This is a genomic window from Mycobacterium asiaticum, assembly GCF_001673315.1.
Lineage (GTDB): Bacteria > Actinomycetota > Actinomycetes > Mycobacteriales > Mycobacteriaceae > Mycobacterium > Mycobacterium asiaticum_B.
On sequence record NZ_LZLQ01000012.1, the window covers coordinates 45320 to 59772 of the forward strand.

General features: G+C 66.6%; 11 protein-coding genes. 5 read left to right on the plus strand and 6 right to left on the minus strand.

Annotated elements, in window-relative coordinates:
• Nucleotides 1–5 precede the first annotated feature (5 nt).
• From A5636_RS01205 to A5636_RS01215, 3 genes are read right to left on the minus strand one after another with little or no spacing between them, the layout of a single operon-like run.
• Nucleotides 6–506 carry an oxidoreductase gene (locus tag A5636_RS01205; RefSeq protein WP_065156878.1) on the minus strand — a complete coding sequence of 167 codons (501 nt, stop codon included), beginning with the start codon at nt 504–506 and terminating at the stop codon, nt 6–8.
• A gap of 5 nt (nt 507–511) precedes the next feature.
• Nucleotides 512–2341: a glycoside hydrolase family 15 protein gene (locus A5636_RS01210; RefSeq protein ID WP_065156879.1), complete on the minus strand. Its 1830-nt coding sequence runs from the start codon at nt 2339–2341 to the stop codon at nt 512–514.
• The gene (locus tag A5636_RS01215; RefSeq protein WP_065156880.1) at nt 2334–2957 is read right to left on the minus strand and encodes a TetR/AcrR family transcriptional regulator; all 624 of its coding nucleotides are present in this window, start codon (nt 2955–2957) and stop codon (nt 2334–2336) included. Before A5636_RS01215 ends, A5636_RS01210 begins: the two co-directional genes overlap by 8 nt.
• A gap of 112 nt (nt 2958–3069) precedes the next feature.
• Between A5636_RS01215 and A5636_RS01220 the strand changes: the two genes are divergently transcribed.
• Entirely contained in the window at nt 3070–3993 is a 924-nt protein-coding gene (locus A5636_RS01220; RefSeq protein ID WP_065156881.1) for an oxygenase MpaB family protein, read from the plus strand.
• A gap of 8 nt (nt 3994–4001) precedes the next feature.
• Here A5636_RS01220 and rpmG read toward each other — a convergent pair whose 3' ends face one another.
• Together rpmG and rpmB are read right to left on the minus strand one after the other, a co-directional pair.
• A complete protein-coding gene (rpmG, locus tag A5636_RS01225; RefSeq protein ID WP_065156882.1) occupies nt 4002–4166 on the minus strand; it encodes a 50S ribosomal protein L33 in 165 nt (54 codons plus the stop codon).
• Nucleotides 4166–4402 (minus strand): 50S ribosomal protein L28, encoded by a 237-nt coding sequence (gene rpmB, locus A5636_RS01230; protein ID WP_065156883.1) that lies wholly within the window; start codon nt 4400–4402, stop codon nt 4166–4168. Before rpmB ends, rpmG begins: the two co-directional genes overlap by 1 nt.
• A gap of 104 nt (nt 4403–4506) precedes the next feature.
• Here rpmB and mrf point away from each other — a divergent pair, with 104 nt between their 5' ends.
• The 3 genes from mrf to A5636_RS01245 all read left to right on the plus strand — a co-directional run bounded on the left by mrf (nt 4507) and on the right by A5636_RS01245 (nt 8319).
• On the plus strand, nt 4507–5703 hold the full coding sequence (gene mrf / locus A5636_RS01235) for a ribosome hibernation factor-recruiting GTPase MRF (RefSeq protein ID WP_065156884.1): 1197 nt from the start codon (nt 4507–4509) through the stop codon (nt 5701–5703).
• A 172-nt stretch (nt 5704–5875) separates the two neighbouring features.
• Nucleotides 5876–6760 carry an SDR family NAD(P)-dependent oxidoreductase gene (locus A5636_RS01240; protein ID WP_065156885.1) on the plus strand — a complete coding sequence of 295 codons (885 nt, stop codon included), beginning with the start codon at nt 5876–5878 and terminating at the stop codon, nt 6758–6760.
• Nucleotides 6754–8319, plus strand: coding sequence for an AMP-binding protein (locus tag A5636_RS01245; protein ID WP_065156886.1), 1566 nt, complete (start codon nt 6754–6756; stop codon nt 8317–8319). Before A5636_RS01240 ends, A5636_RS01245 begins: the two co-directional genes overlap by 7 nt.
• A gap of 8 nt (nt 8320–8327) precedes the next feature.
• Here the strand turns inward: A5636_RS01245 and A5636_RS01250 are convergent, their stop codons facing one another.
• A complete protein-coding gene (locus tag A5636_RS01250) occupies nt 8328–13172 on the minus strand; it encodes a cation-translocating P-type ATPase (RefSeq protein WP_065156887.1) in 4845 nt (1614 codons plus the stop codon).
• A 360-nt stretch (nt 13173–13532) separates the two neighbouring features.
• Between A5636_RS01250 and A5636_RS01255 the strand changes: the two genes are divergently transcribed.
• On the plus strand, nt 13533–14267 hold the full coding sequence (locus A5636_RS01255) for a DUF899 domain-containing protein (protein WP_065156888.1): 735 nt from the start codon (nt 13533–13535) through the stop codon (nt 14265–14267).
• Nucleotides 14268–14453 lie beyond the last annotated feature (186 nt).

Consider the following 14453-nt stretch of genomic DNA (forward strand, 5'->3'; position numbering starts at 1 on the left):
TCCGTTCAGTCAGGCCAGCCTTGCCGGCGCGGATAAGCCACGTTGACCCCGGAGAGAACGGTGGTGTGGACGGCGACAAAGGCTGCAGCCATAGCCATCGCCAATGTCGCAGGTGCCACGTCCCATCGGCCGGTCAACGAACGGAGTCCGGGTAGCGCGATCAGGCGGCTGAGCAGGTATAGCCCGAGGAAGATGATGCAGACGGCACTGCCCAGGTACCAACCACGTTGGGGCACAGAATCATTGAATGTCGCAATGAGCGCGACTGCGGCGATCAGGCAACCGGCGATCAGTGCCAGGGCATAGCCGACGAAGTATCCGGGCAATGTCGGCTCGGTGGCAAGAAAGTAGACGTGGACGGTGGCCAAGCCGATCAACAGGATTTCGCCGATCGTGGTCACCGTCCGGGGCAGGTCAAACGCCAGCCATCCGTCGAAAGTGAGTAATCGAGACGACAGCAGGCCCTGCCAAATGCGGAGCCATAGTCGTCCGACCAAACCGGCCACGAGTGCTAGATACCTCCGGAGTGCTGGGACAAACGCCCCGCGGTCGCCGTGCGGCCGGTTCCGGTGCCGATGGGTCCGCCCTTGCCATCGGCGAGCCGATGTGCCGCTTCGAACAACAGCGCGTGGACGAATGCCTGCGGTAGGTTGCCGCGAAGTTGACGCTGCGTGATGTCGAATTCCTCGGCGAACAGTCCCGGCGACCCGCACGCAGTGCGATTACGCTCGAACCATCGCACCGCCTGGATCGTGTTGCCCTGCTGGTGATCGGCTAACGACATCAGGAAGCCGCACAACAGGAACGCCCCTTCCGCCTCACCCAACGGCCGATCGTCAGGCTGAAAGCGGTAGACGAACCCGTGCCGCCCCAACTCGGCGCGTACCGCTTCGAGGGTGCCGACGGTGCGTGGATCGTCGGCCGGCACCGCGCCTCGGATCGACGGGATGAGCAGCGCCGCGTCAACCCGCGAATCATTAGGCGCGCGTTGCCATCTGCCTTGCGGATGTAAACAGTCCGAAGCGGTGCTGGAGACCAGCCGGTCGGCCAGCTGCTGCCATTCCGAACTCTCAGCCGCCGGTGCCAGTTCGCTGATACCGCGTAATCCCGCTGCGCACGTCAATCGGGAGTGTGCCCAATGCTGGTCGTCCAACTCCCAGATCCCCGCGTCGGGCTCGTGCCAGCGGTCCTTGATGGTCTGCACCAGCGTCTGCACCGCGCGCCAGTGATCGTTGTCGAGGCGCTCGAGGCGCGCTGCTGCCGCCAACAGGAGCAGTGCTTCTCCGCACGCGTCAAGCTGGAACTGATCGGTGACCCAGTTGCCCTGCTTGACCGCGGCGCCGGGATATCCCGGCAGCTCCAGATCCTGTTCCCGCGGCACCGCGCTACCGTCCACCGAGTAGGCCGGCTCGAGTCTGGGTCCGTCGGCCAAGACCCGCTCGCTGACAAAGCGAACCGCATCGTCGAGCAACGGGTAGGCACCGGCCGCGGCCACCGCCTGCCCGGCGTAACACTGGTCGCGGATCCAGCAATACCGGTAGTCGTAGTTGCGACCCTGTTCCGCCCGCTCCGGCAGCGACATCGTCGCCGCCGCAACCATCCCCCCACCGTCGCTCGTCAAACCGCGAAGCACCGCGTACGCAAGCTCGGCATCGACATCGGCCAGCGTGTCGGAGACAGGCGGAACCGCGTCGTGCCATGCCGTTTCGGTTTGTCGCCAGGCATCTTCCGCCCGCACTGGCTCAGTGCCCAACTCATGATCCGAGCACTCCAGCACCAGGTCGCGGACCTGTCCCGGAACCACTTGCACGGTGGCGTGCAGCGATCCGTCTTCGCGCGGCCGCGCGTCGTGCGCTCCCGTCCACCGAAATCGGTGTGGCCCACACTGCCCAGTCCAGATGCCGTCGCCAAGGTGCAGATCGCGCATCGGCTCGGCGCCGAAGTCCGCCCGCAGGTCCAGCGCGACCCGTACTTCTGCCGGCTTGTCCAGCGCGATGATGCGGCGCAGCAATACCGCCTTGTGCCGATCCCCGGGAAACGCCAACGCCTCTCGGCATTCGACGATGCCGTCAGTGGTCACCCACCGCGATCGCCAGATCAGGGACCGCTGCTCGTAATGACCGCCCCACACGAATCCGGTGCCTGACGGGCAAACGATGTAAGCGCCGCGCCCGCCCAGCAACGAACTGAACACCGCCGGGCTGTCCCAGCGCGGAAGGCACAACCAGCAATAGTCGCCACGCGGCCCGACGACGACTCCCCGCTCGCCGTCGGCGAGCAGCGCGTAGTCGCGTAGCACGTGCGGCGACATCGATTCTGCAATGGCTGACGCGTCATTCATCGGTCCTGACCACGGTACTTGCGTGACCTGGGGACTGGCTGTCAATGATCGGGACCAGGTAGCGCGCCGCGTAGTCCCGGACGGCTTGCTGATTGGACGTGTCGAGACGCTCGGTGGGAAACACGATGATTCCGACGGCGACTCTGAGCAAGATGTCTGCGACGTTGGCCAGATCCGCATCGTCCATGTCGGCACCACAGCGCCGCAGAGTGTGCGCAATACCGTCGGCGAACTGGCCGATGGGGAACACGTGCGAGCGGGAGAACATGCCGAAAAGTTCCGGCTCGCTTTCGGCGATCCGCGAGTACAGCGGCGAGTCTTCGATGAGACGCACGCCCAGAGTGAACGCTTCGACCACGGCCTCTGCGGGGGTCCGCCCGCTGGTTGCCTGAGCCAACGTGGTGAAGAAGAGTCCGGCCTCACGGCGCACCACGGCTTCGAAGAGCTCGTCTTTGGTCGGGAATCGCCGGTAGATCGTGCTGCGGCTGACGCCGGCGCGGGCGGCTACGTCCTCGATATTGGCGCGACGCACTCCGTAGGTCTCGAACACCATCCGAGCGGTGTCCAGGATGGTGCTGTCGAGATCTGCGACGGGGTTGCTCTCCCGGTTCTTCATCGATCCACGACCCCCACGGCACAGTGCGCCCAATAATGCTAGGGTATGACACAAAGACACGATTTTGTTTCTCTGATTCACACGCGGCCGGCTGCGCTGTGAGGAGTTGGTAATGACGGCTGAACTGGGTTTCGACACCGGCGTGCGGGAAGCGACGCCGATAGTGGTGGACGAGGTCGCCGACGAGGCGCCGGTGCTGGGTCCGGATTCGCTGATCTGGAAGTTCTACGGCGACTACCGCACCCAACTCTTCGGGTTTCAGCGTGTCGCAGGCACCGAGAACTGCATCGAACAACTCGCGCAGGGCGTGCTCGATCACTCAGTGGTCTTCAGCGACACCCTCGGCCGGGCCAAGCGGACCGCACCGCCCTTGATGAAGACCGTGTACTCGAAGGATCCGCACAAGTGGGGCCGCACGGTGCGGGACTTTCACCGGCCGATCAAAGGCACCGTGAGCGATGGCTCGCGGTATCACGCCCTGAACCCGGAGTTGTTCTACTGGGCGCACGCCACATTCGTCGACCAGGTCATCTACAACGCCGACATGTTCATCCGGCGACTCTCACATGCGGAGAAGGAGCAGATCTTCGCCGAGAGCAAGATCTGGTACAGCCTTTATGGCGTCAGTGACCGGGGCCAACCGCAGACGTACGACGAGTTCGTCGCCTATTGGGACGGCATGCTCGAACGGTTCATCCCGCACAAGACGGTGCTCTACGGCACCGGCTACATCCGCAAGGGAATCCCGGGCCCGCGCAAGATCCCCAAGGCGATCTGGCGGGTGCTGACCGCCCCATTGAACGCCTATGCCCGTCTGATCATCGTCGGAACATGCCCGCCGCAGATGCGCGAGGTGTGTGACCTGCGATGGGATGACAGGCGAGAAAGGCGATTCCAGCGATTCGCTGCCTTCATGAGGGCGCTGAACCCACTGATCAACCGACTGCCGGTGCGGATGATCTACGCCAGTTGGGCCGCCGACGCGTGGGCGCGTGTCGGGGTCGACCCGCGCAGGCTGCACAACCGGCCGCGGTAACGACGACTTCAACGCTCCTCGCGGAACTCCACGTGCCGACGTATCACCGGGTCGTACTTGGTGAGTGTGAGGCGGTCGGGGTCGTTTCGACGGTTCTTGCGGGTGACGTAGGTGTAACCCGTTCCGGCGGTGGAGCGCAGCCTGACGATGGGCCGAATCTCGTTGCGGGACATCAGATGCGCGCACCGGTTTTTCTCAAACGTGCGACCACGGCCTCGATTCCGTCGCGGTCGATGACCTTGATGCCTTTGGCGCTCACTCGCAACGAGATCCGGCGATGCTCCGACGGCAGATAATAGGTCTTGCGCTGCACGTTAGGTGACCAGCTACGCCGCGTCCGGTGGTGTGAGTGGGACACCGCGTGGCCGAATCCCACAGTGCGGCCGGTGACTTGGCACCGCGCTGACATGACAACCCCCCGTTGACTTAATGGAAATCATTTTCGACAACCACTGCCCGGAACTGTAACCTGAACTCAGCTTAATGACAATCATTTTCAATAAGGGGTGAGTGATGGCGACTCCCGTGCTCGTGGTGTCCGGTCAAGGCGCTACCGACGAAGTGACCCGGCTGCTGTTGAGGCAGCCCGGAACGGTAGTGGTCAAGCACCACTTCGACGGCCACATAGTGCAGCGGACGATCACCACCCTGGACCGTGGTGAGCTGGAAACCGCCGAAGACGCCCTGGAGTTGGCACGCGGCTGCATTCCCTGCACCATCCGGAACGACCTACTGGTTTTGCTGCGCAAGCTGCATCGACGCTCGAACGTGGACCGCATCGTCGTGCACTTGGCGCAGTGGCTGGAACCCGAACCGATCTGCTGGGCGGTCAATCACGTTCCGGTGCGAATCGGCCCCGGCTATGCCGACGGCCCGGCTGCTCTTGATGTGCGTGTCACCGGCGTGGTGACGTGCGTGGACTCCACCAAATGGCTGGCCCAAGCGCTGAGTGACGGCACCCTGGCCGACGGCCGCACGGTGGCTCAAGCGGCCGTCGGCCAGGCTGAGTTCGCTGACCTGCTGGTGCTCAGCCATCCGGAGCCCGTCACGCTGGCGGTCCTGCGCCGCCTGGCTCCCCGGGCGCGAATCACGGTCGGCACTGAGCGAATCGAGCTGGCGCTGGCGAATTTGGATAAACATTCGCGCCGAGGGCGCAGCGATCACCCGCACGCACCGCTGCTAGCCGGACTGCCCCCACTGGTGGGCGACGGAAACGTCCAGATCGTCGAGTTCAACGCGCGCCGCCCCTTTCATCCGGAGCGCCTCCATGCTGCGGTGGACCTGTTGCTGGACGGAGTGGTACGAACCCGCGGCCGGTTGTGGCTCGCCAACCGGCCCGATCAGGTCATGTGGCTCGAATCGGCCGGCGGCGGCCTCCGGGTCGCCTCAGCGGGCAAGTGGTTGGCAGCCATGACTGCCGTGGAGGTGAATCGTGCTGATCCGGAACGGCGACTCTTCGCCGAACTGATGTGGGAATACCGTTACGGCGACCGCCACACCGCAATGACGGTGCTGGTGTGCGGTGCCGACCCCGCCGACGTGACGGCTGCTTTGCGCGACGCCCTGCTCACCGACACCGAAATGTTGGATCCGAATAGCTGGAACAGCTATGACGACCCATTCGGCGACTGGCATCAGGACCCGTGCCACGAGATGCCGGACTCGACCGGCGAATTCTCCGGCCACCGCGGTGAGGGGAAGCAGGTGTAAACCGCTTTCGGGGTTTCGCCCGGTTGCGGTCCAGCACAGTGCGGATTCACGCGGATCCACCTAGGGCGAATACCGAACTTCATCGGCGCATCTCACCCACCGTTGTGACCGTGGGTCACGTGGGTACAAGATAAGGGTCAGACAGTACCCACCGTCAATCGAGGACGCGTCAATGAATCCGGTATTGCAGGCGATTGATGCGGCTACCAGCAGGTTTGTGAATCCGGCGCGCGAATCCGACCCCGACAAGCTGCGCAATGCCGTTTCCGGCAAGACCGTGCTGGTGACCGGAGCTTCGTACGGGATCGGTGAGGCGACCGCACGCAAGTTGGCCGCGGCCGGCGCAAGGGTGCTGATCGTGGCCCGTTCGGCTGAACGCCTCGACGACGTGGCAGCCTCGATCAACGCCGGCGGGGGAGCGGCGGTCGTCTACCCGGCTGATCTCAGCGACGAGGCCGCCGTCAGCGAGTTGACGAAGCAGATTAACGAGAATCACGGCGCGCTGGACATCGTGGTGAGCAACGCGGGCAAGTCGCTGCGGCGGTCCCTGCACGACCAGTACGACCGCCCGCACGACTTCCAGCGCACCATCGACATCAACTACCTTGGCCCGATCTGGCTGTTGCTCGGGTTGCTCCCGACCATGCGGGAGGCCGGCCGCGGGCACCTGGTGAACGTGTCGAGTGTGGGCGTGCGTGTGGCGCCGGGTCCGCAGTGGGGCGCCTACCAAGCATCCAAGGGGGCGTTTGACCGCTGGTTGCGCAGCGTCGCACCGGAGTTGCACGGTGACGGCATCGACGTCTCGACGGTCTACTTCGCACTGGTTCGGACCCGCATGATCGAGCCCACCCCACTGTTAAACCGGCTTCCGGCCCTGACGCCGGACGAGGCCGCCGACGCAGTCGCCAAGGCGATCATCAATCGCCCGCGCACCATCGAGCCGCCCTGGCTGGGGCCGGCGGAACTGGCCTCGGTGCTGCTGGCCGGACCGGCCGAGCGCGCCGCTCGACTCTGGCACAGACAGCTGGTCTCCGAATCCGGCGGTAAACGATCGTGACCGACGGTGTAGTCGGCACAACCGCCAGCGCGGTGCTGTCGTCGGGACTGCTGGGACCGCCGAGTCCCGCGGCGGCACTTCGCCTGGCCCGCGAGATCTGCCGGGGCGGCACGAATCTGTTCACGGTGCTGGCCGTCTCGGCGGCACGCTGGCCGGACCGGACGGCCATCATCGACGACGACGGCGCGCTGCGCTATCACGAGCTGCAGGCGTTGACCGAATCGCTTGCCGGCGAATTGCTCGAGGCCGGCGTACGGGCCGGGCAGCCGGTAGGCGTGATGTGCCGCAACGGACGCAATTTCGTGGCCGCGGTGTTCGCCACAGCGTTGGTGGGTGCCGACGTGGTATTGGTCAACACCGAATTCCGCGCCGACGCGCTCACCGGAGCGCTAGGTACCCACCAAATCCGAACGATTTTCTGCGACAACGAGTTCACCGAACAGCTCGGCCGAACCGACGAGCCGATGCAGCTCATCGATCCGCAATCCGTGCGGCCGCGAGAAGACCGGCCTCGGCCGCGGGTCGCACCGTCGGGGCGAATGGTGCTGCTGACTTCGGGGACCACCGGAATCCCCAAAGGTGTCCCGCGGACACCCCGGATGAGTTCGGGCATTGGGGTCAGCATGACGCTGCTGGCACGCACCGGACTGCGCGTGGGATCTCGAATCGCGCTGGCGGCACCCATGTTTCACGGGTTGGGATTCGGCATCCTGATGCTGGCCATCGCCCTGGGCGGGACGGTGCTGACCCGTCGGCGCTTCGACGCCGAAGCGGTGCTCGCGCAGGCGTCCCTGCACCGGGCAGAGGCGATGAGTGCGGTGCCGATCATGCTGGCCCGCATGCTGGACCTGCCGCAGCGGGTGCGGGCCCGAAACCCGTTGGCGTCGTTGCAAGTTGTGATATCCAGTGGCGACCGACTGGATCCCGGTCTGGCCCGGCGATTCATGGATGCCTACGGTGACGTGCTGTACAACCTGTACGGTTCCACCGAAGTCGGTATCGGTTCGCTCGCCACACCAGCGGAACTTCGTCGATTCCCCGAGACGGTGGGCAGACCCGTCGCAGGGTGCCCGGTACGCATCTTCAACCGAAACGGCAGACCGGTCGGGCCACGGGTCACCGGACGCGTGTTCGTGGGCGGGGGACTGTCCTCGGACGGCTACACCGGCGGGGGCGGAAAGACCGTCATCGCCGGTATGACCAGCACCGGGGATATGGGCTACCTGGACGAGGAGGGCCGGTTGTACATCGTCGGCCGCGAAGACGACATGATCGTCTCCGGTGGAGAGAACGTTTATCCACGGGCACTGGAGAACGCTCTGGCCGGCCATCCCGACGTTGCCGAGAATGCCGTCGTCGGTGTCCACGACGAACAGTTCGGCCGTCGACTGGCGGCCTATGTCGTACTCCGTCCGGACAGCGAAGCCGATCCGCCGACGCTGCGAGAATACTTGAAAGGCAAGGTTTCTCGCTTCGAGCAGCCCAGAGATATCAACATCGTTGCCAGCATCCCGCGCAATCCGGCGGGCAAGGTGGTGCGCCGCGAACTTTCCGGCTGAGCGAAAAGCTAGGAATCCTCGGCTTCTTCGTCCGGGTCAGGCGTCACGGCGCTGACCGCCTTGGTCAACCATTGCGGTGCCAAGACCGAGATCGCCGTCGTTCCCGCGGTTGCGCCCACCACGCCGGTCCAGGCGACCGGCCCCAATGGTGTGCAACCGAAAAACTGGCTCACGACCGGTGTTTGGATGATGCCGACCAGGACTCCCGCACTGCCCAGCGCCGTTGCGACCACCAGCGGGCTGTGCCTGCGGGTCAGCAACGTCTGGGCCAGCTGGGTTGTCACCAGTGCGGCCAGACCCATTGTCGCCGTGCGCCGTTCGGTGCCGGGAGTCCACCGGCCGATGGCCCAGGCCGTGGTGGCACCGGCGGCCGTGACCACGCCGCGGTTCACGATGTCACGCATCAGCGAATCGCCCAGCGACGGCTTCGGCTGAGTCAGCACCTCGAGTTGGCGCACCCGGCGCGCCTCGTCCACCTCTTCACCGGTCAGGTCCTCGTCGTCTTCGGGGTCGTCGTACTGCGAGGTAACGGCGACGGCCAGCGCCGGGAACATGTCGGTGAGCAGGTTCACCAGCAGCAACTGGCGGGTGCCCACCGGTGCGCGACCCTGGCCGAAGGCTGTCCCAAGAATGGTGAAGAGCACTTCACCCACGTTGCCGCCGACCAGGATGGTGACCGCGTCGCGCACTCCCGCCCACATGTTGCGGCCCTCGACCAGCGCGTCGATGAGCACACCCAGGTCGTCGTCGGTCAACACGATGTCGGCGGCGCTGCGAGCCGCAGACGACCCGCGGCCACTGACGCCAATTCCCACATCGGCCATCCGGATGGCGGCGGCGTCGTTCGCACCGTCGCCCACCATGGCGGTGACCCGCCCGCAGCGCTGCAGCGCCGCCACGATCTGCACCTTCTGCTCCGGGCTGACCCGCGCGAAGACCTGCACGTCGGCGGCGAGCTTGGCGTGCCCCTCCTCGTCGAGGCTGGCCAGCTCGGCACCGGTCACCACGCGCACATCCTCAGGTAGCCCGAGTTGCCGGGCAATCGCGCGCGCCGTCACGGGGTGGTCGCCGGTGATCAGCACAACGTTGCGCTCGGCCTCGACCAACGCCTCGATCAGGGGTCGCGACGAGACCCGCGCGGTGTCCGCCAACCCCACGTAGCCGATCAGTTCGAGGTCGTGTGCGGCGGCGTCAACCGCGTCGGCGTCGGTGTCTTCTTCCGCGGTGCCCTGCTCCCAAATGCGGCGTGCCACGGCAAGCACGCGCAACCCTTCCTCGGCAAGGGCGTGCACCAGCGACTCGGCATGCTGCCGCTCGGCATCTGGATCGGCGAAGTGACAACGGGGCAGGATCGTCTCCGGTGCGCCCTTGACCATCAGCACCGGCTTGGTGTCGGTGGTATCGCTACCGATCGACGCTGCGTACCCGCGGCTGGACTCGAACGGCACCTCGGCGAGCACCGTCCACACCGAATCAGCTTCGGCATCAAGCGAAATCGCAGCCGTGATGATTGCCTCGTCGGTCGCGTGCGCGTGTCCTTCGCCGTCGTGGGGCTGCGTCGACGCCCGCGCGGCCGCCTGCAGCACCGCGATGGCCGGCGGATCCGCCGGGCCGGGGAACGGGCCCTGCGGGTCGTTGGCCCTGGGTACGGCCCGCACTACCCGCAGCCGGTTCTCGGTGAGGGTGCCGGTTTTGTCGAAACAAATGGTGTCCACCCGGCCCAGGGCCTCAATGGTGCGCGGGGAACGTACCAGCACTCCGCGTGCGGTCAGCCGCTGTGCCGCGGCCAGTTGTGACAGTGTCGCCACCAGCGGCAAGCCCTCTGGTACGGCCGCGACCGCGATCGCGACGCCGTCAGCCACCGCCTGCCGAAGCGAGGCGCGACGCAGCAGCGCCAGACCGGTGACGGCCGCGCCGCCGGCCAAGGTCAGGGGCAGCACCTTGCTGGTCAGCTCCCGCAGCCGGGCCTGCACCCCGGCGGATGTCTCGACGTTGGCGACGGCCGAGATCGCCCGCTGGGCGGCGGTGCCGACCCCGGTGGCCACCACGATGGCGCGCGCCCGTCCCGCAACGATCGTGCTGCCCTCGAACAGCATCGATGCCCGCTCGTGGTCGTTCACCGCGACGGGATCGACTTGCTTGTCGACCGGCAGCGATTCGCCAGTCAGGAACGACTCGTCCACCTCGAGGTCCTCGGCGACCAACAGGCGGGCATCGGCCGGCACCACCTCGGGCGCGGCCAGGTCGATCACATCGCCGGGCCGCAGCTTCTTGGCCGACACGGTCGCGGTGCGGGTGGCTTTGCGGGCGGCGTCCAGTCGGCGTCGTGTCGTCGCCACTGCCGGCACCACGACGCGACGCACCAGCTGGTCCTGCTCGGCGAACAATTCCGCGGCCGCGGCCTCGGCGCGCAGGCGTTGCACCCCGCCAGTAAGTGCGTTGACGCCCATCACCCCCGCCACGAGCAGCGCGTCCACATTGCTGCCGACGATCGCCGACGCTGCCGCACCCACGGCAAGGATCGGCGTCAGCGGATCGCGCAACTCCACGCGGGTCGCGCCTGCCAACCGTCCCAATGCCTGCACTGGACCCCGTAGCGGCGCTACCACCGGTTCATACGACAGGTCGTCAAGCCGGCGCCGCCAGGTCGGAGTGGCCGACTCGACCGCCAACGGGCGCTTGCCGCCGGCCAGCCGCGAGTAGACGATTTCGGGGTCCAATGCGTGCCAGGCGGTAAGTGGCTGTGGCGTTGGACTGGGCAGCCGCAGCACTCGGAGAGCCGAGAAGGATCCCGACAACAGCGCCGTGGCCGCAGCGGTGTTGACCGGGTTGAGCCAGCGACGGAACGTCGCCGGGTTGCTGCTTCGGTTGTCTTCACCGGTGACCAGGAGCAGACCGGCCAGCGTGGTGCCACCCTGGGCCAGATGAACCGAGGATTCGCTGGTCGCGCGGGCCACCGGTAGCGCGCACAGGATTCGTACCGCGGCGGCCAGATCGGTACCGGTGATGATGTCGGCGGCCCAGGGTGTGGCCGCACGGGGGTCGTCGAGGGCGACGCCGACGTCAGCGATAGCCAGCGCGGCTAGCGTGTCGGTCGACGCGAAGTCGCGGTGCAGTGCGGTGATGAGCAGAACTGGCCCACGGTCGGTTCTCAAGTCCCGCACCAGTTGCAGTAGCGGCGTGCCTGGCGGATGCGTCGAACCGACGCTGGCGGAGAGGTCTTCGGTGCCGGCCACGTGGCGCAGGACCACTCGGGCGCCGGTGCGGTGGGCGGTCTGCAGCAGCGGAATCGCGTACGGGTCGACCTCCCACCCGACGTCCACGTGACCGACCCGCCGACCGTCACAAACCAGGTCGGCGTGCTCCAACCCCTGCGCCGGCGTCGCTGAAGGGCCTTGCGGGCGAAGCCATTTCAGCCGTGCCCCGGTGGCCGGCAACTCGTCTGGATCGGGTTCGGGCGCCTCCTCGCCGTGCAGCAACGCGTCGGCGACCTCGTAGACGCGGTCATCGTCCCAGCCAGGTTCTTCGCCCCACGCATTCAAGACCGCGCGGTGGTCGCCGCGCAGTGCGGCACCGTCGATGACCACCACCTTCACCCGGTCCAACCGGCGTAGCGCGCCCGGGTCGAGCAGCAGCAGGCCGGCGTTGGCCAGACCGCGGCCGAGGGTGGTCGCAAAGGCCTCCCGGCCGACATGCGCGGCTTTCGGCACCCCGGCCAGGATTGCCTCGGCGGCCTCTGCGGCACCTCCACCGGCAAACAATGCACCTGCGGCGGCAACCACCGACCCACTCGCGGCCTGAGCGCCGTATTCCTCGATGGGGCCCTTCATCGAGCCCTTCTCGTGGTCGATCGCGCAGTCGATAGCGCCGTCAACGACGACGTGCGAGGCCTCACCGGCGGCTGCCGCGGCCCAGTTGTGCCGCGGCGTCTGCGTTTCGGTTCCCGCCGATGACAGGACCGGCACCACCGGGGCCTGCGGCCGGTTCGGTGAGGCTAGCTCCGGCTCGCGTTCCCGCCACCGCTGCCGGTGCGCCGCGGCCTCGGATAGCTGCAGGCTGCGCTGCGCCAAGTCCAACAATGGAGTGCCCACCGACTGGCTCAAACCGTAGGCCAGCGCCGTCGACCCGCTGAGCGCGATGTCAGTGCCGACGCGACCGAGTCGCGATTCGAGGACGGCCACCACCCGGGGCTGATAGTTGATCAGTGCGGCCGCTGCCCGCGCGCTGCGCGGCGCCATCGGTAGTCGGGTGAACCAGCCGGTCACTGCGGCGCCGACGGCCACGGCGTCCATCGCCGCCACGGTCAGCGGCACCAGAATGGCCAGCGGGTTGCCCGGATCCGCGAACGGTGCGGCATTCGGCGCCGCGACCGATTCGGTGGACAGCAGGTCGCATGCCACCGCCGAGGCGGTGTCGCGCACCTTGTCCAACACAACGTCGGTGTCGACGTCCGCAGCGAATTCCAGGACCAAGCGGCCCAGCGCGCCTTCGACGTGGGCCTCGGCGACGCCGGCGATCCGGCGAACGGGCTCCTCGATCGCCGGCGCATATTCGTGCCAGCGGGGGAACGGCAGCAGCGGATCGAGGTCCAGATGCACGCGTCGCCCACTTTGCCAACGCACCGGCGGGGTGACCGATTCGGGAGCTCCGTCGGAAGACCCGCCCAGCCCGAGAGCCCGCCCGGTGGTGTGCGCGACCGTCTGCACGACCGGACCTACCAATTCCGTCACCGGGCTGGCCAGGGTCTGCACTGCGCCGGCCGCACCGGCCGCGGTTTGCGCGCCGGCCCGCACGACCTGCGTGGCCCCCCCGGTGAGAGTGCCGAGGATGTCGGCCACACCCGGAATCTTCATCCGTCACCCTTCGACTGCATGTACTCGCCAATCCTTGCGGTGTGTTCAACACCTGTCCACACGGCTCGCGGATTGCAATGGGCTACCCCGTCCGCGGCAACGCGAACGCACAAACTAGGCCGGGTCGAGGAACAAACGGGGCCGAGTCGAAATTGAGCTGGGCTCCACCATGTTATCGCCGAAAAAGTCCCGGCAGAGTCCCGGAAGAGCCCCGGCAGAGCCCCGGCAGAGTCCGGAAAAGTCCCGGCAGAGTCCCGGAAAAGCCCCGGAAAAGTTATTGCCGGGAAAGCGATGATTCTCGCCGCGGCACGGTGTCTGTAGTGGTAAGGACCGGAAAGCAAACGGATGGGAGATCGCAATATGAAGACACCCCCGATCGTGTCCGCGCCGGAGTGGACCGCCGCACACCAGCGTCTGCTGGCGAAGGAGAAGGAGCTGACCCGCGCGCGTGACGCGCTGGCCGCCGAGCGCCGCCGGATGCCGTGGCTGCCCGTCGACAAGGAGTATGCGTTCGAAGGCCCCGACGGCAGGACCGGATTGCTGGACCTGTTCGCCGGTCGCCGGCAACTGCTGGTGTACCGCGCCTTCTACGGACCCGATATCCACGGCTGGCCCGAGCACGGCTGCCGCGGTTGTTCGATGATGGCCGACCACGTCGGTAATCTGGCCCACCTCAACGCCCGAGACACCACGCTGGTCTACGCCTCGCGTGCGCCACAACCCGACATCGAGCGACTGAAGGCGCGGATGGGTTGGCATATGCCCTGGTACACCATCACCGATGATTTCGACGTTGACTTCGGCGTAGACGAGTGGCACGGCACCAACGCGTTCATCCACGATGGTGACCGCATCTTCCGCACCTACTTCATCAACAACCGCGGAGACGAGGCGTTGGGAAACACCTGGAGCTTGCTGGACATGACCGCGTTAGGGCGACAGGAGGACTGGGAGGACTCACCGGAGGGCTATCCGCAGACCAAACCGTATGAGTGGTGGGACTGGCACGACCAGTACGGTCAACACGAGCCGTCGCGCTGGTTCGGTGAGCCGGACCCGAATGACCCCAACGACCAACGGCCACCCCGAGATTGACGAGATTGAGGCGCGATTGGGACGCGAGCCCGCCCAGATTGGCGTGAGCACGCCCAGATTGGCGTGAGCCCGCCGAGATTGGGCGCGATTTGGGCGCGAGCACGCCCAGATTGGCGCGAGCACGCCGAGATTGACGAGCGAGCCCGCCGAGATTGAAGCTGCGCACACAACACGCCGACGACCGTG

Excerpts from the sequence above, each read along its gene's own strand:
- A5636_RS01210 (WP_065156879.1), bottom strand. The coding sequence starts at position 2,341 with ATGAATGACGCGTCAGCCATTGCAGAATCGATGTCGCCGCACGTGCTA.
- A5636_RS01215 (WP_065156880.1), bottom strand. The coding sequence starts at position 2,957 with ATGAAGAACCGGGAGAGCAACCCCGTCGCAGATCTCGACAGCACCATC.
- A5636_RS01220 (WP_065156881.1), top strand. The coding sequence starts at position 3,070 with ATGACGGCTGAACTGGGTTTCGACACCGGCGTGCGGGAAGCGACGCCG.
- rpmG (WP_065156882.1), bottom strand. The coding sequence starts at position 4,166 with ATGTCCCGCAACGAGATTCGGCCCATCGTCAGGCTGCGCTCCACCGCC.
- rpmB (WP_065156883.1), bottom strand. The coding sequence starts at position 4,402 with ATGTCAGCGCGGTGCCAAGTCACCGGCCGCACTGTGGGATTCGGCCAC.
- mrf (WP_065156884.1), top strand. The coding sequence starts at position 4,507 with ATGGCGACTCCCGTGCTCGTGGTGTCCGGTCAAGGCGCTACCGACGAA.
- A5636_RS01240 (WP_065156885.1), top strand. The coding sequence starts at position 5,876 with ATGAATCCGGTATTGCAGGCGATTGATGCGGCTACCAGCAGGTTTGTG.
- A5636_RS01250 (WP_065156887.1), bottom strand. The coding sequence starts at position 13,172 with ATGAAGATTCCGGGTGTGGCCGACATCCTCGGCACTCTCACCGGGGGG.
- A5636_RS01255 (WP_065156888.1), top strand. The coding sequence starts at position 13,533 with ATGAAGACACCCCCGATCGTGTCCGCGCCGGAGTGGACCGCCGCACAC.